The organism is Saccharospirillum mangrovi (assembly GCF_003367315.1).
Taxonomy (GTDB): Bacteria; Pseudomonadota; Gammaproteobacteria; order Pseudomonadales; family Natronospirillaceae; genus Saccharospirillum; species Saccharospirillum mangrovi.
Window position 1 is genome coordinate 1,183,372 of sequence record NZ_CP031415.1, and the last position, 20,648, is coordinate 1,204,019.

Genomic DNA, 20,648 nt, shown 5'->3' on the forward strand with positions numbered 1-20,648 from the left:
TTATGTTTATACAACGCCTCATAACTTCACTGGTGCTCGCGCCGTTGATGCTGGCTGGCATCTACCTGTTGCCGCCGGAACAATTTTCGCTGTTTATTGGTTTGATCGTCGTTTTGGCCGCCTGGGAATGGGCCAATCTGGCCGGTTACAGCCGGGTGACCACTCGGTTAACCGTTGCCTTGGCCGGGGCCGCCATTCTATTGGGCATCGACTGGTGGCGGCTCAGTGCCGACATCGATTGGCCGACACTGATGATCGTCGCCTTGCTGTGGTGGCTGCTGGCGCTGTTGCTGGTGTTGACCTATCCGGCCAGCCAAACGGTGATTCGTCGCCGTTGGATTCGGCTGGTAATGGGCGTGCCGGTGCTGGTGCCATTCTGGCTGGGCCTGAACGTACTCAAAGGCCGTGACGATTCGGCATTGGTGCTGACCTGGCTGATGCTGCTGGTCTGGGGTGCCGATGTCGGTGCCTATTTCGCTGGCCGTGCTTTTGGTGATCGCAAGCTGGCGCCAAACGTCAGTCCGGGCAAAACCTGGGCCGGTGTGTATGGCGGCATGGCGACTTCCATTCTGGTGTCGGTGGTAATCGTTCTGGTGTTCCTGCCGTCGCTGACTGCGCTGCAATGGCTGGCGTTGGTGCTGGTCAGTGCGTTGCTGGTTGCCATTTCGGTGTTGGGCGATTTGCTGGAAAGCCTGCTCAAGCGCTATCGCGGCATTAAAGATTCTTCGCATCTGTTGCCCGGTCATGGCGGTGTGCTTGATCGCATCGACAGCCTGTGCGCCGCCACACCCTTGTTCTGTCTGTTGCTGGTGGTGATTTCGGTATGACATCGGCGCGTCCACAACGAGTCTGTGTGCTGGGCGCCACCGGTTCTGTGGGCGTCAACACGCTGGATGTGATCAGCCGCCACCCGGACCGGTTCGAGGTCGCCGCGTTGAGCGGTCATCGCAACATTGAGCGTCTGGCGCAACAAGTCCGTGATTTCCAGCCGGCCCGCGTGGTGGTGGCCGACAACGATGCCCGTCAGCAATTGTTGGCCCGCATCGGATCGGGTTCGACCGAGGTTTTGGTGGGCGAAGCGGCGCTGGCCGACATCGCTGCGACCGACGATGTGGACGTCGTTATGGCCGCCATCGTCGGTTCCGCCGGCCTTACTTCGGCACTGGCGGCGGCCCGTGCTGGCAAGCGCTTGTTGCTGGCGAACAAAGAAAGCCTGGTGGTCGCCGGCGATTTATTGATGCGCGCCGTCGCCGAATCGGGCGCTGAACTGCTGCCCATCGACAGTGAACACAACGCTATTTTTCAATGCCTGCCGTCCGACCATCGTCGCCAGGGCGTGGCGTCGGTATTGCTGACCGCGTCCGGCGGGCCGTTTTTGAACACGCCGGCTGAGCAGTTGGCAACGGTGACGCCAGCGCAGGCAGTGGCGCATCCAAACTGGTCGATGGGCGCCAAAATTTCCGTCGACTCCGCATCGTTGATGAACAAAGGGCTGGAATTGATCGAAGCCTGCTGGCTGTTCGGTTTGACGCCGGATGACGTCGAAGTGGTGATTCATCCGGAAAGCATTATTCATTCGATGGTGCGCTACATCGACGGTTCGGTCATCGCCCAGCTGGGCACACCGGACATGCGCACGCCCATTGCCTTTGGTCTGGGTTATCCGGACCGCATCGCCAGTGGCAGCGCGCCGTTGGCGTTTGATCCCAGTCTGTCGCTGAATTTCGATCAACCCGATCGCGATCGCTTTCCGTGTCTGCGGTTGGCCGAACAGGCCATCGCCGCCGGTGGCACTTTGCCAGCGGTGCTGAACGCGGCCAACGAAGTCAGCGTGGCGGCTTTTCTCGACGGTCGATTGTCTTTTACCGATCTGGCCCGCATCAACGAAGCGGTGATGGGCCGCATCGGCAGTACAGCGGTGGAATCGGTTGAGCAATTACTAGCGATTGATCAGCAAGCCCGGCACGCCGCCGAGGCGGTGATCGAAGCGAGGCGCGTATGAATCTGGTGAACAGCTTGGTGGGCATTCTGGTTGCCCTGGGCATTCTGGTGACGATTCACGAATTCGGTCACTTCTGGGTGGCCCGTCGCAACGGCATTAAGGTGCTGCGTTTTTCGATTGGTTTTGGCCGACCGCTGATTCGCTGGCACGACCGTCACGGCACGGAATTCGCCATTGCCTGGATACCGCTGGGCGGCTACGTGAAGATGCTCGACGAGCGCGAAGGCCCGGTCGCGGCTTCCGAGCGCGACCAGGCGTTCAACAACAAGACGCCGTTGCAGCGCATCGCAGTTGCTTCGGCCGGTGTGATCGCCAATTTTTTGTTTGCGATTCTGGCGTTTGCGGCGCTGTACAGCGTCGGCGTGCGTGAACTGGCGTCGTACGTCGAGGCGCCACTGGACAGCACGCCGGCCGCGTTGGCCGGGTTTGCTGAAGGCGACCGCATCACCGCTTTGGACGGGCAATCGATCAATTCCTGGCGCGGCATCAGCCTGGCTTTGGCAAGCCGGGTGGGTGACAGCGGTGAATTGGAATTTCAGGTTGAACGCAACGGTACCGAGCGCGAGTTGTCGATTCCGGTGCAGCGTTGGCTGGCGTCCGAGTCAGAACCGAACCCGTTGAGCAATCTGGGTTTGTTTCCGGACCGGCCGGACACGCCCGCCATTATCGGTGAAGTTTTTGCCGGCGGTGCGGCCGCAGCAGCGGGTTTGCAGGCGGGTGATCGCATCGTCGCTGTGGATGGTCAAGCCATCGAAAATTGGCTGGACTGGGTGGCGGTCATCCAGCCCAATGGCGGGCTGGATTTGACGGTCGACCTGATCCGCAACGGTGCGCCGCTGCAACTGACCGTGACGCCAATCGAGCGCGATGTGAACGGTCAGGTTCAAGGCTTTATTGGTGCGGCCGCCGCGCCGGTGGAATGGCCGGCCGATCGTCTGATGACGTTTCGTGTTGCACCCTGGACCGGCATCTGGCTCGGTCTGCAAGACACCTGGGAAATGGTGCATCTGAGCTTCAAGATGCTCGGCAAAATGCTCAGCGGTCTGGTGTCGGTGCAACAGATTGGCGGACCGATTTCGATGGCGCAATTAGCCGGCGATTCGGTGCAGGGCGGTCTGGAAAGTTTTGTGCGGTTTCTGGCCTTTATCAGCATCAGTTTGGGCGTGGTGAATCTGCTGCCGATTCCGATTCTGGATGGCGGTCATATCCTGTTTTACAGCATTGAATGGTTGCGCGGTCGGCCGTTGTCCGAGCGCGTGCAAGCCATTGGTTCCCAACTCGGCTTGTTGCTGGTGATGGGGCTGATGGTGCTGGCCTTTGTGAATGATCTCGGCCGTTTGGGCTGAATGATGGTCTGTAGTCGTTAATCGTTTGGGAGTTGTTATGAGATCAGCCTGTGCAGCATTGACGGCCATGCTGCTGAGTGTCGGCGCGGTTGCCGCCCCTTTTGAGTTGAATGCCATCACCATCAATGGTTTGCAGCGAGTGTCCCTCGGTTCGGTGTTGCAGGCGTTGCCGATTCAGGAAGGCGACCGTGTCGATACCAACAATGCTGCTGACTGGTTACGTGCGATCAACGACACCGGCTATTTCAACGACGCCCGGGTGTCACGCGAAGGCGACGAACTGATTTTCGATCTGACTGAACGACCGGCCATTCACAGCGTTAAATTTTCCGGTAATAAATCCATTCCGACCGAAACGCTGGAACGCGTGTTGGAAAACGTCGGTCTGGACGAAGGCGAAATTTACAGCCAGTCGTTGCTTGAAGGCATCGAGCTGGAACTGGAGCGCCAATACAGTTTGCAAGGTCGCTACAACGCCAGCGTTGAACTGGTGGTAACGCCGTTGTCGTTGAACCGGGTCGACATCGAACTGGACATCAGCGAAGGCCCGGTGGCGACCATCGACCACATCGAAATCACCGGCAACAGCGTCTTCACCGATGCGGAATTGCTTGATGCGATGCAGATGCGCGAAACCAGCGCCGAACGTTACCCGTTGCAATTCATCAGTCGCCGCAATCGGTTCGGACAAGCGCAACTGACCGGCGATGAATCGCGTCTGGAAAATTATTATCTCGACCGCGGTTATCTCGATTTCCGGTTGGAATCCACGCAGGTTTCCATCGCCGATAACAAGTCGGCCATCACTCTGGTGTACAACATTCACGAAGGTGAGCCGTACACCTTGTCGAGCTTCGAACTGACCGGCGATCTGGTCGGTCTCGATGACGAACTGAATGCGTTGGTGACCGCGCAAACGGGTGAAACCTATTCGCGTCTCACCGTTGCCAAGATCAGTTCCGCCATCAGCGACAGCCTGGGCGAGCGCGGCTATGCCTTTGCCGATGTGCGTCCGCAACTGGAACCCGATCGTGATGCCTTGACCGTCGGCGTTAATTTGCAGGTCAACCCCGGCCAGCCGGTGTACGTGAACCGCATTGAAATTCGTGGTAATACCGCGACCAACGACGAAGTAATCCGTCGCGAAATGCGTCAGTTAGAACGCGCATTGGTGATCAACCGCAACATTCGCCAATCGCAGGCGCGGCTGGAGCGTCTGGGCTATTTCAGTTCGGTGAATATCAGTACTCGGCGCATTGCCGGCCGTGATGATCTGGTCGATCTGGTGGTGGAAGTGACAGAAACCACCAACTCTCAAATTACTGGCTCCATCGGTTTTTCCGACGCCAGCGGCATCTTCGCCGAAGCACGTATCGACCAGAAAAACTTCCAGGGCAAAGGTTACGATTTTGCCGCCTCGGTGACGGTCAACGAAAGCGAACAGAACTACAACCTGTCATTTGAAGACCCGTACTTCACCATTAATGGCGTCAGCCGCGGCATCAATTTGTTCTATCGCCGCACCGATTTCAGCAATGCGACGTTCGATACCTATGCCACCAATACCTTTGGCGGCCGTTTGACGCTGGGTTATCCGATTGCTGAAAACCAGCGCGTGAATTACGCCGTTGGTTACAGTCAGGATGAATTGTTCGTCAGCGACTCGGCGCCGAAAGAATTGACCGATTTCAAAGACGGTAATCCGGGTACTTACGACATCTTCGATGCGCGGGTGTCCTGGGTGTACAACACCTTGAACGGGACTTTCAAAGCGACCGACGGTCGCAGGATGACGCTGGCCAGTGAAGTCGCTACGCCGTTGGGCGATCTGACTTATTACCGCCTGACCGCCGCCGCCGAGCAGTATTTCCCGATCAACGACAATTACAGCATCCGGCTGCACACCGACCTGGGTTACGGCGGTGGTTACGGTGACGTCAGCCAGCTACCCTTTTACAAGAATTTTTACGCAGGTGGCGTGCGTTCGGTGCGCGGCTTCCAGCCGAACTCTTTGGGTCCGCTGGGAACGCCGCAATCGACCGATGGCGTGGCCGACCCGATTGGCGGCAACATCAAGGTGGAGTACGGTGCTGAGCTGTTGATTCCTATGCCGCTGGTGCAGGATCAGTCGACGTTCCGGACATCTTTGTTTGTCGACGGCGGCAACGTCTTCACCGACCAATGCCGATCCGACAACACGGATTGTTACGAAGGCGTCGATTTTGGCGATATGCGCTACGCCGCCGGTGTCGATGTCACCTGGATTACGCCACTGGCGCCGCTGAGCCTGAGTTACGCTTGGCCGCTGAACGCTCAGGATGGCGATCAGGAACGACGCTTTGCCTTTACCATCGGTCTGGCATACTGACCGGCCCGACTTGAACGACCCACATTCACCGGAAAAAACGGGAGTCGCTGTGAAATTTCATCCATTCAAGGCATCACATCGAAGCATTCGCCCACTGCTGCTGGTGGTCATGAGTTCCCTGGCGCTGTTGTCAGCGACCGCTCAGGCTGAAGATCTCGCCCTGCTGGATCAGGATTACGTGCTGTTTAACAGCCAGGTGGCACAACAAGCCAGCAACGCATTGAAGCAGGAGTTTGCCCGCGAAGAACAACAGGTGCAGACACTGGAGCAGTCCATCCGCCAATTGCAAAGCCAGGCGCGTACCGACGCCGACATCATGACCGATGAAGAACGGGCACGACTGCAATCCGATCTGCAAAGCCGCCTGCGCGAACGCGAGCAACTGGTGCGTCAGTTACAGCAAGTGCAGGCCGAGCGGCGCAACGCCTTTATTCGTCAGTATCAGCCGATTCTGGCGCAGGCCGTGGAAAACGTGGCCGGTGAACAGTTCGACATCATCTTTGACAAAGGCGCGGTGATTTATCATCGCAACTCGCTCGACATCACCGAAGCGGTGTTGAACGAATTCAACAGCCTGGTTGCACAGCAAGGTGGCGCTAATTGATGCAGACGGCACGAACCCTGGCTGAATTACTGAACGCTCGCCTGGCGGGCGATGAAAGCCAATGGGATCAGCCGTTGCAACAGCCGGCGCCGCTGGATAAGGCGGTTGCCGGTCAACTGACGTTTTTATCGTCAGTCAAATACAAGCGTCAGTTAACCGACTGCTCGGCCACAGCGATTCTGCTTAAAGAAGACGCTGTATCCGATGCGCCAGCGACCGCCGCATTATTGGTGGTGCCTGACCCTTACCGCGCCTACGCCCGCGCCTCGCGTGAATTCAGCCACGAGCCGGCGCCTTACGCGGGTGTGCACCCCAGTGCTGTGGTGGCTGACGACGTGACTTTGGGCGAAGGCGTCAGTATCGGTGCGCGTGCTGTGGTGGAAGCGGGTTGCCGGATTTCAGCGGGCGTGGTGATCGGTGCTGGCTGCTATCTCGGCGAAGGTGTGGTGATCGGCGAACGCACGCGTTTGATGGCTAATGTCACCGTGCATTACGGCGTGACCTTAGGCACCGATTGCCGCATTCATTCCGGCGCGGTGCTTGGTGGCGACGGCTTTGGCTTTGCGCCGGCGGCGCCTGGCTGGGAGCGGATCGCACAACTGGGGTCGGTAGTGATCGGCAATCGCGTCGATATCGGCTCCAACTGCACGGTCGATCGCGGTGCCATCGACGACACCCGCATCGACGACGACGTCATCATCGACAACCTGGTGCAGATTGGCCATAACGTTCACCTCGGCCAGGGCGTGGCGATGGTCAGTCAGTCCGGCGTGGCTGGCAGCACCGAGGTAGGTGCGGGTTGTACCATTGGCGGCCAGACCGGCGTCAACGGCCACATCAAGGTGTTGCCGGGCACGCATTTCACCGGCCAGACGATGGTGACCAAAGCGCCGACCGAGCCGGGCGTGTATTCTTCCGGCTGGCCGTTGCAGCCCAATCTGGAATGGCGGCGGACGGTGTCCCGGTTGCAGAAACTGGATAAATTTGACGAACGTTTAAAACAATTGGAAAAGAAGTTGGCGTCAGCCAATCGTGAAGAGGATTCCGAATGACCCTGTCGTTACCCCTGGATCATGAAGCCATCAAAACCTATTTGCCGCATCGTTATCCGTTTTTGCTGGTCGATCGGGTGACCGATCTGGCTGCGGGCGACAGCATCCAGGGCTACAAAAACGTCTCCGGCAATGAAGAAGTCTTTAACGGCCATTTTCCCGGACAGGCGATTTTTCCTGGCGTGATGATCTGCGAAGCGCTGGCGCAGTTGTCGGCTATTCTGGGCTTTGCCACCAGTGGCAACCGCCCGGCCGATGGCTATCTGTATCTGTTTGCGGGCCTGGATAACGTCAAATTCAAACGTCAGGTGGTACCGGGCGATCGGCTGGAACTGTTTTCCAAACTGGTGTCAGAACGCCGTGGCATTTTCCGTTTTGAGTGCCGCGCTGAAGTGGACGGCCAGCTGGCGGCCACGGCCGATATTGTCTGTGCTGAACGGAAGCAGGGTTCGTGATACATCCAACCGCTTTGGTCGATCCGACCGCGCGCCTGGCTGAAGGCGTTGAGGTCGGTCCATATTCCATCATCGGTGCCAACGTTGAGATTGGCGCCGATACCTGGATTGGCCCGCACGTGGTCGTTCAGGGGCCGACGGTCATTGGCCGTGGCAACCGTATTTTCCAGTTCGCCAGCGTCGGCGAAGCTTGCCAGGATCTGAAATACAAAGGCGAACCCACGCGCCTGATCATTGGCGACAACAACACCATTCGTGAAGGCGTTACCTTGCATCGCGGCACCATTCAGGACCAGGGCGAAACCCGGGTTGGCAACGGCTGCCTGCTGATGGCCTACAGCCATGTCGCACACGATGTGGTGATGGGCGACGACGTTATCATTGCCAACGGCACCCAGCTGGCCGGCCATGTGCACATTGGCGACCACGCCATTTTGGGCGGCAACTGTGGCATCCATCAGTTTTGTCGCATCGGCGCGCACGCCTTTTTGGGCGCGGGCACGACGCTGGTTAAAGACGTGCCGGCTTATTTGATGGTGCAGGGCAACCCGGCGGCACCGCATGGCATGAATCTGGAAGGCTTGCGCCGGCGTGGTTTCAGCGCTGACGCCATCAGTGCGTTGCGACGTGCCTATAAAACCGTTTATCGCGAAGGCCGCACCGTCAAAGACGCCTTGGCGGAGCTGGAAACCCAGGCCGCCGACCACCCGGAAGTCCAGCCTTTTATCGACAGCATCGCCACGGCCAGTCGAGGCATTCTGCGTTGATGAGCCCTGTAGCCAAGCCGCCCAAGCTGCGCGTCGCGTTGCTGGCCGGCGAGACCAGCGGCGATATCCTCGGCGCCGGTCTGATGAAAGCACTGCGTCGCCAACACCCCAACATTGAATTCGCCGGCATCGGCGGTCCGCGCATGATCGCTGAGGGCCTGGTCAGTCGTGTGCCGATGGAGCGCCTGTCGGTGATGGGTTTGACCGAAGTGTTGGGGCGGCTGCGTGAATTGTTCCGTATCCGGGCGCGCTATCGCGACTGGTGCCTGCACTGGAAGCCGGACGTTTTTGTCGGCATCGATGCGCCCGATTTCAATCTCGGCCTGGAGAAACAACTGCGCGAGGCCGGCATTCGCACCGTGCATTATGTGTCGCCCTCGGTCTGGGCCTGGCGCCAGGGGCGGGTGAAAAAAATCCGCGCTGCCGTCGATCACATTCTGACGCTGTTGCCGTTCGAAGCCGATTTCTACCGCGAGCATGACGTGCCGGTCACTTTCGTTGGTCATACCTTGGCCGACAGCCTGCCGTTGGAGCCCGATAAAGCCGCTGCCCGTCGTACGCTGGGCATTCCCGACGACGAGCGCTGTCTGGCGGTATTACCGGGCAGTCGCGGTTCGGAAGTCAGCCGGCTGGCGCCGCTGTTTTTGCAGGCGGCGACTGAATTGCAACATCGTACGGGCGCTGTCCGGGTATTAATTCCGGCGGCCAATGAACATCGTCGCGAACAGATTGAAGCCGCCGTATTGCGCCACGGCAACGGCCTGCATATCGACCTGATTTCCGGTCAGTCCGACACCGTAATGGCGGCGGCCGACGGCGTTCTTTTGGCGTCGGGCACGGCAGCGTTGGAAGCCATGTTGCTGAAACGCCCCATGGTCGTGGCGTACCGGCTGAATGCGATTACGCATCAGATCGTCAAAGCGCTGGCAACCAGCCGCTGGGCGTCATTGCCGAATGTGCTGGCGCAAGCGGATTGGGTGCCAGAGCGGTTGCAGTACGACGCCACCGTGGAGCGTCTGTGTGACGATCTGATCGAGATTCTCGACAACACCGAATACCGCAATCAGTTCGAACAACGCGCCACCTTTTTGCATCGCCAACTGGCGCGCAACGCCGATGAACGCGCGGCCGAAGCAGTATTGGCGGTGGCCGGCGTTAAGGCGCCATGACGCAAGGCGGGTTCGAGTTTGAGCAAGGCGCCGCCTTGGTCGCTGGTGTTGATGAAGTTGGCCGGGGGCCGTTGGCTGGCGATGTCGTCGCGGCGGCCGTTATCCTCGATCCGAATCGTCCGATTGCCGGCCTGGCCGATTCCAAAAAACTCAGCGCCAAACGGCGCGAAGCCTTGGCCGAACAGATTCGCGAACGGGCTTTGGCCTGGTGTGTTGCTCGCGCCAGCGTTGCTGAAATCGACACCCTGAATATTTTGCAGGCCAGCCTGCTGGCGATGAAACGCGCGGTGGCCGGTTTGACGCCCCAGCCGGATTTCTGCCAGATCGACGGCAACAAGCTGCCCAAGGGTTTGCCGTGCCCGGCCGAGGCCATCGTTGGCGGCGATGGCAAAGTTGCAGCCATCGGCGCGGCGTCGATTCTGGCTAAAGTGCAGCGCGACCAGGAACTGGTTGAACTGGACCGTCGCTTTCCCCAGTATGGTTTTGCCCGTCATAAGGGCTACCCGACCGCCGAACATCTGGCGGCCTTGGCCGAACACGGCGTTACTGACCAACATCGACGCAGTTACGCCCCGGTCCGTCTGGCGCTGGCGCGCGCCGCCGACAACTGATCGTCACCTTTACATCGTCAAGATTGGAGAATTCCGTGGCTCCGCAATTCGTTCACCTGCGCGTACACACCGACTATTCGCTGCTCGACGGCCTGATCCGGCCCAAAGGGCTGGTCAAGGCAACGGCCAGTGCTGGCATGGGCGCGGTCGCCATCACTGACATCGGCAACTTTTTTGGTCTGGTGAAATTTTACGGCGCGGCCATGGGTTCAGGCGTCAAGCCGATTCTGGGCGCTGATCTGTGGATCGAAAACCCGGCCGACGATGCCGCGCCGTTCCTGATGACGGCGCTGTCGATCAACCCCGACGGCTATCGTAACTTGACCGAACTGATTTCCGACGGCTACCAGCTCAACCAACGCCACGACAAAGCCTTAATCAAAGTCGACTGGCTGGAGGCGAAAAACGCCGGTCTGGTGTTGCTCAGCGGCGCCCGGCACGGCGACGTTGGCGATGCGCTGAGTCGCGGCAAAACCGACTACGCCCGCGAACTGGCAGCACGTTGGAAAGCGACGTTCGGTGATCGTTATTACTTGGAATTGCAGCGCACCAGCCGCGATCAGGACGAAACTCTGGTGCAGGGCGCTTTGCTGGTGGCGCGCGAACTGGGCATTCCGGTGGTCGCCACCAACGATGTGATGTTCTTAACCCAGGACGACTTCGACGCCCACGAAGCCCGCGTCAGCATCAACGATGGCGTCGTGTTGGACGACCCGAAACGCCTGCGCCGCTATTCCGATCAACAATATTTGAAGAGTCCGGCGCAGATGGCCGAGCTGTTCAAAGACATTCCCGAGGCCATCGAGAACTCGGTGCACATCGCCGAGCGCTGCTCGACCACCATCAAGCTGGGCGAATACTTCCTGCCGGAATACCCGATTCCCGCCGGCATGACGATGGCCGAATACTTCCGTCAGTTGAGTTTCGATGGCCTGGAAAACCGCCTGAAAACCATTCTGCCGGAAGGCACGGCCGACCTTGAGGCGCGCAAAAAAGAATACGTCGACCGGCTCGATTTCGAGCTGAAGATCATTCTGGACATGGGTTTCCCCGGTTACTTCCTGATCGTGATGGACTTTATCCGCTGGGCCAAGGAACACGACATTCCCGTTGGTCCGGGCCGGGGCTCGGGTGCCGGTTCACTGGTCGCCTATTCGCTCGACATCACCGACCTGGACCCGATCGAATACGACCTGCTGTTCGAACGTTTCCTGAACCCGGAGCGGGTGTCGATGCCCGACTTCGACGTCGACTTCTGCATGGAAAAACGCGACCGCGTGATTCAGTACGTGGCCGACCGTTACGGCCGCCAGGCGGTGTCGCAGATCGTCACCTTCGGCACCATGGCGGCGAAGGCGGTGGTGCGCGATGTCGCCCGGGTGCAGGGGAAGGCTTATGGCCTGGCCGACCGCATCTCGAAAATGATTCCCGGCGATCCGGGCATGACGCTGCAAAAGGCGCTCGATGAAGTCGCGGAATTGAAGGAGTTTATTGAGCAGGACGAAGAAGCCGCCGAAATCTGGGAAATGGCACTCAAGCTCGAAGGCATTACCCGCCAGACCGGCAAGCACGCCGGCGGTGTGGTGATCGCGCCGACCAAACTGACCGATTTCTCGCCGCTGCTGTGTGAACCGGACGGCACTGGTCTGGTCACCCAATACGACAAAAACGACGTCGAAGAAGCCGGTCTGGTGAAGTTCGACTTCCTGGGTCTGCGCACGCTGACAATCATCGACTGGGCGCTGAAAATTATTAACCCGCGCCTGATCGCCGACGGCCAGGAACCGATCGACATCAACACCATTCCGTTGGCCGACGAAGCCTCGTTCGACCTGCTCAAGCAGGCCAAAACCACGGCGGTGTTCCAGCTCGAATCACGCGGTATGAAAGACCTGATCCGCCGCCTGCAACCGGACTGTCTGGACGACATGATCGCCCTGGTGGCCTTGTTCCGCCCCGGCCCGTTGCAGTCGGGCATGGTGGACAACTTCATCAACCGCAAACACGGTCGCGAAGTCGTCTCCTACCCGGATTCGCAATATCAGCACGAATGGCTGAAAGACATTCTGGCACCGACCTACGGCATCATTCTGTATCAGGAACAGGTGATGCAGATTGCCCAGGTGCTGGCCGGCTACACACTCGGCGGCGCCGACTTGCTGCGGCGTGCCATGGGTAAAAAGAAACCCGAAGAAATGGCCAAGCAGCGCGAAGTCTTTGCGCAAGGTGCGGCGGCCAAGGGCGTCGATGCGGAATTGGCGACCAAGATTTTTGACCTGGTGGAAAAATTCGCCGGTTACGGTTTCAACAAATCGCACTCGGCGGCTTATGCTTTGGTGTCGTACCAGACGCTGTGGCTGAAGGCGCATTATCCGGCTGCCTTTATGGCGGCAACGATGTCGTCGGAATTGGACAACACCGACAAGGTGGTGATCTTCATCGAAGATTGCCGCCAGTTGGGCATCGATGTGTTGCCGCCGGACGTCAACGCCGGTGAGTACATGTTCACCGTCAACGACGACGATCAGATCATCTACGGCCTCGGCGCCATCAAAGGCGTTGGCGAAGGCCCGGTCGAGGCCATTGTCAAAGCACGCCAGGAAGGCCCGTTCACCGATTTGTTCGATTTCTGTCAGCGCGTTGACAGCCGCAAGGTCAACAAGCGCTGCATCGAAGCGCTGATCAAAGCCGGCGCGCTCGACAATTTAGCGCCGCACCGCGCCATTATGCTGGCGGCGATGGAAGACGCCGTGCGCACCGCCGAACAGGCGGCCAACAACGAAGCCGCTGGCATGGTCGATTTGTTTGGCGAAATTCAGGCCGAAGTGCAGAGCGATCCGTACGAACCGTTCAAAGATGTGCTCGAACACGCTATCAAACAACGGCTGGCGGGCGAAAAAGAAACGCTCGGTCTGTATTTGACCGGTCACCCGATCGACGAATACGAAGCCGAAGTGAACCGCATAGCGTCGATGCGTCTGGGCGAACTGAACGTCTCGCCGGATGAGTTGCGCCGCATGCGCAAGAGCACCAAAACCCTCGCTGGTCTGGTGCTCGGTGTGCGCACGCGCCAGACACAACGCGGTGACACCATGGCGATTGTGACACTGGACGACCGCACCGGCCGCGTTGAAATGACACTCTTTGGTGACGATTACCAACGCTACCGCGAACTGCTGGAGCCGGATGAAGTCATCATCGTGGAAGCGGAAGTCGGCTGGGACGACTACGCTGAACGCGCGCGGGTGCGGGCACAAAAACTCTACAGCCTGACCCAGGCACGCCAGGAACTGATTCGCGGCATTGAATTCACCGTCAGCGAACGCGACGCGGCGGATTTCCTCAACCGACTGAAAGCTCTGATTCGCGTCGATCTTGACGAAGGGCAGGGCACGCCGGTCTGGGTGAATTACCGTTCCGGCGCGGCATCCGGGCAAGTCCGATTGGGTGAGCAACACCGTATACCTTTGGAAGACGAGACGCTGCACCGGCTGCGCCAGACGTTCAGCGACAGCGCTTATCAATTTAGGTATCAGGATTAGTGACGGGAGACGCTTTGGCGCTTCGCGCCGGGAAACGGGAGACGCTAAAAAGCTAACACAGCGTTATGCGTCTCCCGTTAAGCGTCCAGCGGCGGCGCAATAGCGCCGCTATTATTTCCATTTGCTCAAAGCTCAATAAGTATTGATGCTCTTGTTCAATGTAAGGCGGGCTTTTAGTCTGGGCCGCCATAAATTTCGGCATCGGCTCACAAGGAACCGGTATGAATCCAGATTATTTGGAATTTGAGCAACCCATAGCGGACCTCATCGCCAAGATTGAAGAGCTGCGTTTAGTGGGTAACCGCAACGACCTCAACATCTCGGCGGAAATCGATAAGCTCAATGCCCAGTCAGTCAAACTGACCGAACAGATTTTCTCCAACCTCAGCGCCTGGCAGGTGTCGCAATTGGCGCGTCATCCCAAGCGTCCATACACCCATGATTACCTGAAGGCGATCTTCACTGATTTCGAAGAGCTGCATGGCGATCGGCATTACGCCGACGACGCAGCCATTGTCGGTGGCATAGCCCGTTTGGATAACCGCCCGGTGATGGTGATCGGCCATCAGAAAGGTCGTGACGTGAAAGAGAAAGTGCGTCGCAACTTCGGCATGCCGAAACCGGAAGGCTACCGTAAGGCGCTGCGTCTGGCGCAGATGGCCGAGCGTTTCCAAATGCCGGTGGTGACCTTTATCGACACGCCAGGAGCCTATCCGGGCATCGGTGCGGAAGAGCGCGGCCAGAGTGAGGCCATCGCCTTTAACCTGCTCAAACTGTCGTCGCTGCGCACGCCGATCATCGCCACGGTGATTGGTGAAGGCGGTTCCGGTGGCGCGCTGGCGATTGGCGTTTGCGACCATCTGAACATGCTGCAATACAGCACTTATTCAGTGATCTCGCCGGAAGGCTGCGCGTCCATTCTGTGGAAAACGGCTGAGCGTGCCTCCGATGCCGCCGAAGCCATGGGTATTACCGCGCCGCGTCTGAACGAGCTGGGCCTGGTCGATACCGTGGTGAAAGAACCGCTCGGTGGTGCGCATCGCAACCCGACTGCCATGGCTGAAGCGCTGAAAAACAATCTGCTTGTTCAACTGGACGATTTGTCTGGCCGACCGATTGATCAACTGCTCGAGTCGCGTTATCAGCGTCTGATGAGTTTTGGTGCTATCGAGCAGTAAAGCGCTCGAAACCGGCGGTCTTTTGGGGCTATGCTTGCCATAGTCTGCTGTCTTTGGACCCACTATGACCGCCGCCCACGCTTTCCCCTTTCGCCGTTACGAACCCATCGTGGGTGAGGAATTGGCGCTGCTGCTGAACCGCTACCTTGAAGGTGCGCGGGCACTCGAAGGCGTACCGGCTTATCTGTTCGACATCGTTCTGCACGACGGCACCCTGGTCGGCCAAATCGATTTGCGCATCGGCCAGGACGACGCCTTGATTACCTACGCCGGCCAATTGGGCTATGGCATCGAACCACCGTTTCGCGGCCACGGCTATGCTGCCGAAGCCTGCCGACTGATCGCTCCAGTCGCGCGCGACCACGGCATGAGCGCACTCTGGATCACCTGCAACCCCGACAACATTGCCTCCATTCGCACCTGCGAACGGCTCGGCGCGCGCTTGATTGAGCAAGTCAAAGTGCCGCGCTGGTCGGAATTGTGGCGTCGTGGTGATCGGGAAAAGCTGCGTTATTACTGGCCGCTGCCGCCATCTGCCTGAACCATGCCCCGTTCTGATTTGTACGACGCTCTCGATCACTGGATCGCCCAAACCGCGCCGCCGCATTGGGTGGCGCTCAGCGGCGGTCTGGATTCCACGGTGTTATTGCACGTAATGTGCGCACGGTTGGGCAGCGATCAGGTGCGGGCAATTCATATTCATCACGGCTTGAGTGACCAGGCTGATGCCTGGGCCGAACATTGCCAACAATTGTGCGACCGACTCGGCTGCGCATTGACGATCCGACACGCGCAAGTAAACGTCCAAACCCAGGGTTTGGAAGCCGCCGCCCGAGCCGAACGCTACCGTTTATTCGATGCGGAATTGGCCGGCGGCGGCACGCTCTGGCTGGCGCATCATCTGGACGATCAACTGGAAACCTTCGTGCTGCGCTTGCTGCGCGGCAGTGGACTGACCGGCCTTGCGGCCATGGCACCGTTGCGGGCTCAGGCCGACTATCAGTTGGTACGCCCCTGGCTGGAATTACCGCGCTCTGTGTTGGAATCCCACGCTGAACAACACGCCCTGAATTGGATTGAAGACCCGAGCAACGCGGACGTTCAGTTCGATCGCAATTATTTGCGCCAGCAAGTGTTGCCGTTGGTCGAACAGCGCTGGCCGGGCTATCGCCAGACGCTGAACCGCTCTTTGCAGCATTTGCAGCAGGCACACTCGCAATTGCGCGTCGATCTGGACGTTGAACTGGAACACCGCCTGGCCGCCGACGGCGCACTCAAAGCCGTCGCTTTTGACGACTGGTCGGATGCCGACATCCTGGCGCTGCTGCATCACTGGCTGGTGCGGCAACAGGCGCCGTTGCCATCGTCCGTTGTGTTGCAGCGGCTGCTGAACGAAGTGGTGCGCGCTCGCCCGGACGCCCAACCCCAGGTCGATTTTGGCGGCGGCTCAGTGCGACGTTTCAAAACAGCACTGTATTGGGTGCCCGATCCAGTCGACCCCGAACCGGCTCCCGACTTTGTTGAAGGCGAACTGCATTGGCCCGGCGTCGGGCGTTTGACCGTCGTACGATCGGAGCAAGGCGCAGGTCGATTGCGCGTGACTGACCAGCCACTGCGTTGGGCGTTGCGCACAGGCGGAGAAAGTTTGTGGCCGGCCGGTCGCAGCCAACGGCGCGATCTGAAACGGCTGCTGCAGGAATACCGGCTTTCGCCCTGGTTACGCGATCGGCTGCCGTTGCTGTTGTGCGGCGATGAACTGGTTGCATTGGCCGGCTACGCCATCGACCGTGACTGGCTGGCAGAAGAAGGCGAACCTGGCTGGACACTGCACTGGTATCCACAAATTTCCCGCTGAACACACCACTTTCTAATTGAGCGCGAAAAGCCTTTTTGTTAGTCTGGCCTCCCATCTTGAGTTGCCCAATCAAACCTTCGACGTCGCGCCCTGACCCGCGGTCCGGTCAGCGTGCGTTTTTGTGCGTTTAAGACGATTTGGGTCTGACATTCGGCTGTTTTCAGATGGGATCTCTTCTATGACGCGTTATATCTTTGTCACCGGCGGTGTGGTGTCCTCCTTGGGTAAGGGCATTGCATCGGCCTCCTTGGCCGCCATTCTGGAGGCCCGAGGGCTCAAGGTGACCCTGCTCAAACTGGATCCCTACATCAACGTCGATCCAGGCACCATGAGTCCCTTCCAGCACGGCGAAGTCTTCGTTACCGAAGACGGCGCTGAAACCGATCTTGACCTCGGTCACTACGAGCGCTTTGTGCGCACGACCATGACCCGCCGCAACAACTTCACCACCGGCCGTATTTATCAGGATGTACTGCGCAAAGAGCGCCGTGGCGATTATCTGGGCGGCACTGTGCAAGTCATTCCGCACATCACTGACGAAATCAAACGCCGTGTCATCGAAGGCGCCGGCGATGCCGATGTGGCGCTGGTGGAAGTGGGCGGCACAGTCGGTGACATCGAATCCTTGCCGTTTCTCGAAGCCGTGCGTCAGCTCAAGGTCGAACTGGGCAGCCGCCGCGCGCTGTCGATGCACCTGACGCTGGTGCCGTACATCGCCACCGCCGGCGAAGTGAAAACCAAACCAACGCAACACTCCGTTAAAGAGCTGCGCACCATCGGTCTGCAGCCGGACATCCTGGTGTGCCGTTCCGAACAGCCGATTGGCAAAGCCGAATTGCGCAAGATCGCGCTGTTCACCAACGTTGAAGAACGCGCCGTGGTGCCGCTGCCGGACGCCGATTCTATTTACCGAATCCCGGGCATGCTGCACAAAGCCGGCCTCGACAACATCGTGGTCGAGAAATTCGCGCTGGAATGTGGCGAACCGGACCTGTCTGACTGGGAAGACGTGACCGACCGCAAGCTGAACCCGGACGGCGAAGTCACCATCGCCATGGTCGGTAAATACATGGAATTGCTCGACGCTTATAAGTCGTTGATCGAAGCCATCGACCACGCCGGCATCCGCTCGCGCACCAAGGTCAACATTCGCTACATCGACTCCGAAGACATCGAAAAAGACGGCACCGACGTGCTGTCCGATGTGCAGGGCATTCTGGTGCCGGGCGGTTTTGGCTATCGAGGTGTGGAAGGCAAGATCGCCGCTGCGCGTTACGCCCGCGAAAACCAGATTCCCTATCTGGGCATTTGCCTGGGCATGCAGGTTGCCGTTATTGAATACGCGCGTAACGTGGCCGGCTTTGAAGGCGCGCATTCGACTGAATTCGATCGCCAGTCGCGCCATCCGGTGGTCGGTCTGGTGACTGAATGGATCGAAGCCGACGGCAAGAAAGTTGAGCGCGAAGAAGGCGCCGATCTGGGCGGCACCATGCGCCTGGGTGGTCAGGAATGCCAACTGTCGGACGATTCGATTTCGCGTCAGTGCTACGGCAAAGATCGCATCGTCGAGCGCCACCGCCACCGCTATGAAGTTAACAACCATTATGTAGAAGACTTACAAAAAGCCGGTCTGCGCATCGCCGGCCGTTCGGTTGACGGCGCCCTGGTCGAGATCATCGAGATTCCCGATCACCCCTGGTACGTGGCCTGCCAATTCCACCCCGAATTCACCTCCACACCGCGTGACGGCCACGGTTTGTTCAGTGGTTTCATCGGTGCGGTACGCGCCAAACGCGGTTAGGCGGGGCTGGTATTCGACGGCTAAGGGCCTATAATCCGGCCGTCGAATTTTTGTAACAAAATTACATTTCAGGGCGTACAGCGCCCGTTCTTGGAACCGAGCCGCGCTCCGGCTCCGTTACGCTCAGGAGAGTCACAGATGGCCAAGATCGTTGATATCAAAGGACGGGAAGTACTCGATTCCCGTGGTAACCCTACTGTTGAAGCCGACGTCATTCTGGAATCCGGTTTGATCGGCCGCGCCTGCGCGCCGTCGGGTGCCTCCACCGGTTCGCGCGAAGCGCTGGAACTGCGTGATGGCGACAAGAGCCGCTACCTGGGCAAGGGCGTGTTGAAAGCCGTCGCTGCCGTCAACGGCCCGATCCGTGATGCGTTGCTGGGCTTTGATGCGCTGGACCAGGCCGGTCTGGACAAAGTGATGATCGATCTGGACGGCACCGAGAACAAATCCAACTTCGGCGCCAACGCCATTCTGGCTGTGTCACTGGCCGCCGCTAAAGCCGCTGCTGCCGACAAAGGCGTGGCACTGTACGAACACATCGCCGACCTGAACGGCACATCCGGCCAATACAGCCTGCCAGTGCCGATGATGAACATCCTCAACGGTGGCGAGCACGCCGACAACAACGTCGACATCCAGGAATTCATGATCCAGCCGGTCGGCGCCAAGTCCTTTAAAGAAGCGTTGCGCATCGGCGCGGAAATCTTCCACGCACTGAAAAAAGTGCTCAGCGCCAAAGGCCTGAACACCGCCGTTGGTGACGAAGGCGGTTTTGCACCGAACCTGGAAAGCAACGCTGCTGCGCTGGCGGCCATTGAAGAAGCGGTTGCTGCGGCCGGTTACAAGCTGGGCACCGACATTACTTTGGCGATGGACTGCGCCGCGTCTGAATTCCACGACAACGGCCAGTACAACCTCAAAGGCGAAGGCAAAGTCTTCGACTCCAACGGCTTCACCGATTACCTGGCTGAACTGACCGAACAGTACCCCATCGTCTCCATCGAAGACGGCCTGGACGAAAGCGACTGGGACGGCTTTGCCTATATGACTAAAAAGCTGGGCAACAAAATCCAGCTGGTGGGTGACGACCTGTTCGTGACCAACACCAAGATCCTCAAAGAAGGCATCGACAAAGGCATCGCCAACTCCATCCTGATCAAGTTCAACCAGATCGGTTCGCTGACCGAAACACTGGCGGCGATCAAGATGGCGAAAGACGCCGGCTACACCGCTGTGATTTCACACCGCTCCGGTGAAACCGAAGACGCGACCATTGCCGACCTCGCCGTCGGTACCGCTGCCGGCCAGATCAAAACCGGCTCGCTGTGCCGTTCCGACCGCGTTGCCAAGTACAACCAACTGCTGCGCATCGAAGAAGCGCTGGGCAGCAAGGCGGTGTACAACGGCCTGAAGGAAATCAAAGGTCAGGGCTGAGATTCTGCGCTGACGTAAAAACGGGGGCTCAGGCCCCCGTTGTTGTTTTAATAGTCGTTTAAATGGTCGTTTAAATGGTTGTTTGAAGCGAGTCATCTGCCGAAACCGTGCTGGCGTGGCGTGGCACGGCGTTTTCGGTCAGAATGGCCGCAGTTTTTTGGACGGTGGATTGAGCCTTATGCGTTGGCTGCAACTCGGATTGGTGTTCTTGCTGGTATTGCTGCAATACCGACTTTGGCTGGGGGAAAATTCCTGGCCCGAAGTGCACCGTCTGGATGCCGAAATTGCCGCTCGCCAGGTTGAAATCGACCGTCAGCAAAGCCGCAACGTCGTGCTCGAAGCGCGCGTGGATGATTTGAAATCCGGTCTCGATGCGGTCGAAGAACTGGCGCGCAACAACCTGGGTCTGGTCAAACCGGGTGAAACCTTTTACGTGATTCCCGCCGACGAGGCCGATCAGTGAC

Annotated in this window: 17 protein-coding genes; all 17 read left to right on the forward strand. The window is 58.8% G+C overall.

The window, feature by feature from the left end:
- Nucleotides 1–2 precede the first annotated feature (2 nt).
- The 17 genes from DW349_RS05645 to ftsB all read left to right on the forward strand — a co-directional run bounded on the left by DW349_RS05645 (nucleotide 3) and on the right by ftsB (nucleotide 20,647).
- A complete protein-coding gene (locus tag DW349_RS05645; protein WP_108126869.1) occupies nucleotides 3–827 on the forward strand; it encodes a phosphatidate cytidylyltransferase in 825 nt (274 codons plus the stop codon).
- Complete coding sequence (gene ispC / locus DW349_RS05650) at nucleotides 824–2,002, forward strand: 1-deoxy-D-xylulose-5-phosphate reductoisomerase (protein ID WP_108126867.1); 1,179 nt, start codon at nucleotides 824–826, stop codon at nucleotides 2,000–2,002. The genes DW349_RS05645 and ispC overlap by 4 nt, the downstream gene beginning before the upstream one ends.
- Complete coding sequence (gene rseP / locus DW349_RS05655; RefSeq protein ID WP_108126865.1) at nucleotides 1,999–3,348, forward strand: RIP metalloprotease RseP; 1,350 nt, start codon at nucleotides 1,999–2,001, stop codon at nucleotides 3,346–3,348. The genes ispC and rseP overlap by 4 nt, the downstream gene beginning before the upstream one ends.
- A 37-nt stretch (nucleotides 3,349–3,385) precedes the next feature.
- The gene (bamA, locus tag DW349_RS05660; RefSeq protein ID WP_108126863.1) at nucleotides 3,386–5,716 is read left to right on the forward strand and encodes an outer membrane protein assembly factor BamA; all 2,331 of its coding nucleotides are present in this window, start codon (nucleotides 3,386–3,388) and stop codon (nucleotides 5,714–5,716) included.
- Between the two features lie 49 nt (nucleotides 5,717–5,765).
- On the forward strand, nucleotides 5,766–6,320 hold the full coding sequence (locus DW349_RS05665) for an OmpH/Skp family outer membrane protein (protein WP_157954434.1): 555 nt from the start codon (nucleotides 5,766–5,768) through the stop codon (nucleotides 6,318–6,320).
- Nucleotides 6,320–7,372: a UDP-3-O-(3-hydroxymyristoyl)glucosamine N-acyltransferase gene (lpxD, locus tag DW349_RS05670; RefSeq protein WP_198650561.1), complete on the forward strand. Its 1,053-nt coding sequence runs from the start codon at nucleotides 6,320–6,322 to the stop codon at nucleotides 7,370–7,372. Before DW349_RS05665 ends, lpxD begins: the two co-directional genes overlap by 1 nt.
- Nucleotides 7,369–7,827 (forward strand): 3-hydroxyacyl-ACP dehydratase FabZ, encoded by a 459-nt coding sequence (gene fabZ / locus DW349_RS05675; protein ID WP_108126857.1) that lies wholly within the window; start codon nucleotides 7,369–7,371, stop codon nucleotides 7,825–7,827. The genes lpxD and fabZ overlap by 4 nt, the downstream gene beginning before the upstream one ends.
- The gene (lpxA, locus tag DW349_RS05680) at nucleotides 7,824–8,594 is read left to right on the forward strand and encodes an acyl-ACP--UDP-N-acetylglucosamine O-acyltransferase (RefSeq protein WP_108126855.1); all 771 of its coding nucleotides are present in this window, start codon (nucleotides 7,824–7,826) and stop codon (nucleotides 8,592–8,594) included. Before fabZ ends, lpxA begins: the two co-directional genes overlap by 4 nt.
- Nucleotides 8,594–9,763, forward strand: a complete 1,170-nt coding sequence (gene lpxB / locus DW349_RS05685; protein WP_108126853.1) for a lipid-A-disaccharide synthase — start codon at nucleotides 8,594–8,596, stop codon at nucleotides 9,761–9,763. The genes lpxA and lpxB overlap by 1 nt, the downstream gene beginning before the upstream one ends.
- The gene (gene rnhB, locus DW349_RS05690) at nucleotides 9,760–10,374 is read left to right on the forward strand and encodes a ribonuclease HII (RefSeq protein ID WP_108126851.1); all 615 of its coding nucleotides are present in this window, start codon (nucleotides 9,760–9,762) and stop codon (nucleotides 10,372–10,374) included. Before lpxB ends, rnhB begins: the two co-directional genes overlap by 4 nt.
- Nucleotides 10,375–10,409: 35 nt before the next feature.
- Nucleotides 10,410–13,916, forward strand: a complete 3,507-nt coding sequence (gene dnaE / locus DW349_RS05695; protein WP_108126849.1) for a DNA polymerase III subunit alpha — start codon at nucleotides 10,410–10,412, stop codon at nucleotides 13,914–13,916.
- A 221-nt stretch (nucleotides 13,917–14,137) separates the two neighbouring features.
- The gene (accA, locus tag DW349_RS05700; protein ID WP_108126847.1) at nucleotides 14,138–15,094 is read left to right on the forward strand and encodes an acetyl-CoA carboxylase carboxyl transferase subunit alpha; all 957 of its coding nucleotides are present in this window, start codon (nucleotides 14,138–14,140) and stop codon (nucleotides 15,092–15,094) included.
- A gap of 64 nt (nucleotides 15,095–15,158) precedes the next feature.
- Nucleotides 15,159–15,635, forward strand: a complete 477-nt coding sequence (locus tag DW349_RS05705) for a GNAT family N-acetyltransferase (protein WP_108126845.1) — start codon at nucleotides 15,159–15,161, stop codon at nucleotides 15,633–15,635.
- A gap of 3 nt (nucleotides 15,636–15,638) precedes the next feature.
- On the forward strand, nucleotides 15,639–16,949 hold the full coding sequence (gene tilS, locus DW349_RS05710) for a tRNA lysidine(34) synthetase TilS (RefSeq protein ID WP_108126843.1): 1,311 nt from the start codon (nucleotides 15,639–15,641) through the stop codon (nucleotides 16,947–16,949).
- A gap of 178 nt (nucleotides 16,950–17,127) precedes the next feature.
- Nucleotides 17,128–18,750: a CTP synthase gene (locus DW349_RS05715; RefSeq protein ID WP_108126841.1), complete on the forward strand. Its 1,623-nt coding sequence runs from the start codon at nucleotides 17,128–17,130 to the stop codon at nucleotides 18,748–18,750.
- A gap of 138 nt (nucleotides 18,751–18,888) precedes the next feature.
- Entirely contained in the window at nucleotides 18,889–20,184 is a 1,296-nt protein-coding gene (gene eno, locus DW349_RS05720; RefSeq protein ID WP_108126839.1) for a phosphopyruvate hydratase, read from the forward strand.
- A 178-nt stretch (nucleotides 20,185–20,362) separates the two neighbouring features.
- The gene (ftsB, locus tag DW349_RS05725) at nucleotides 20,363–20,647 is read left to right on the forward strand and encodes a cell division protein FtsB (RefSeq protein ID WP_108126837.1); all 285 of its coding nucleotides are present in this window, start codon (nucleotides 20,363–20,365) and stop codon (nucleotides 20,645–20,647) included.
- Nucleotide 20,648 lies beyond the last annotated feature (1 nt).

Excerpts from the sequence above, each read along its gene's own strand:
- rseP (WP_108126865.1), top strand. The coding sequence starts at position 1,999 with ATGAATCTGGTGAACAGCTTGGTGGGCATTCTGGTTGCCCTGGGCATT.
- bamA (WP_108126863.1), top strand. The coding sequence starts at position 3,386 with ATGAGATCAGCCTGTGCAGCATTGACGGCCATGCTGCTGAGTGTCGGC.
- tilS (WP_108126843.1), top strand. The coding sequence starts at position 15,639 with ATGCCCCGTTCTGATTTGTACGACGCTCTCGATCACTGGATCGCCCAA.
- ispC (WP_108126867.1), top strand. The coding sequence starts at position 824 with ATGACATCGGCGCGTCCACAACGAGTCTGTGTGCTGGGCGCCACCGGT.
- DW349_RS05705 (WP_108126845.1), top strand. The coding sequence starts at position 15,159 with ATGACCGCCGCCCACGCTTTCCCCTTTCGCCGTTACGAACCCATCGTG.
- DW349_RS05715 (WP_108126841.1), top strand. The coding sequence starts at position 17,128 with ATGACGCGTTATATCTTTGTCACCGGCGGTGTGGTGTCCTCCTTGGGT.
- fabZ (WP_108126857.1), top strand. The coding sequence starts at position 7,369 with ATGACCCTGTCGTTACCCCTGGATCATGAAGCCATCAAAACCTATTTG.
- ftsB (WP_108126837.1), top strand. The coding sequence starts at position 20,363 with ATGCGTTGGCTGCAACTCGGATTGGTGTTCTTGCTGGTATTGCTGCAA.
- DW349_RS05645 (WP_108126869.1), top strand. The coding sequence starts at position 3 with ATGTTTATACAACGCCTCATAACTTCACTGGTGCTCGCGCCGTTGATG.
- accA (WP_108126847.1), top strand. The coding sequence starts at position 14,138 with ATGAATCCAGATTATTTGGAATTTGAGCAACCCATAGCGGACCTCATC.
- eno (WP_108126839.1), top strand. The coding sequence starts at position 18,889 with ATGGCCAAGATCGTTGATATCAAAGGACGGGAAGTACTCGATTCCCGT.
- lpxD (WP_198650561.1), top strand. The coding sequence starts at position 6,320 with ATGCAGACGGCACGAACCCTGGCTGAATTACTGAACGCTCGCCTGGCG.
- lpxB (WP_108126853.1), top strand. The coding sequence starts at position 8,594 with ATGAGCCCTGTAGCCAAGCCGCCCAAGCTGCGCGTCGCGTTGCTGGCC.
- rnhB (WP_108126851.1), top strand. The coding sequence starts at position 9,760 with ATGACGCAAGGCGGGTTCGAGTTTGAGCAAGGCGCCGCCTTGGTCGCT.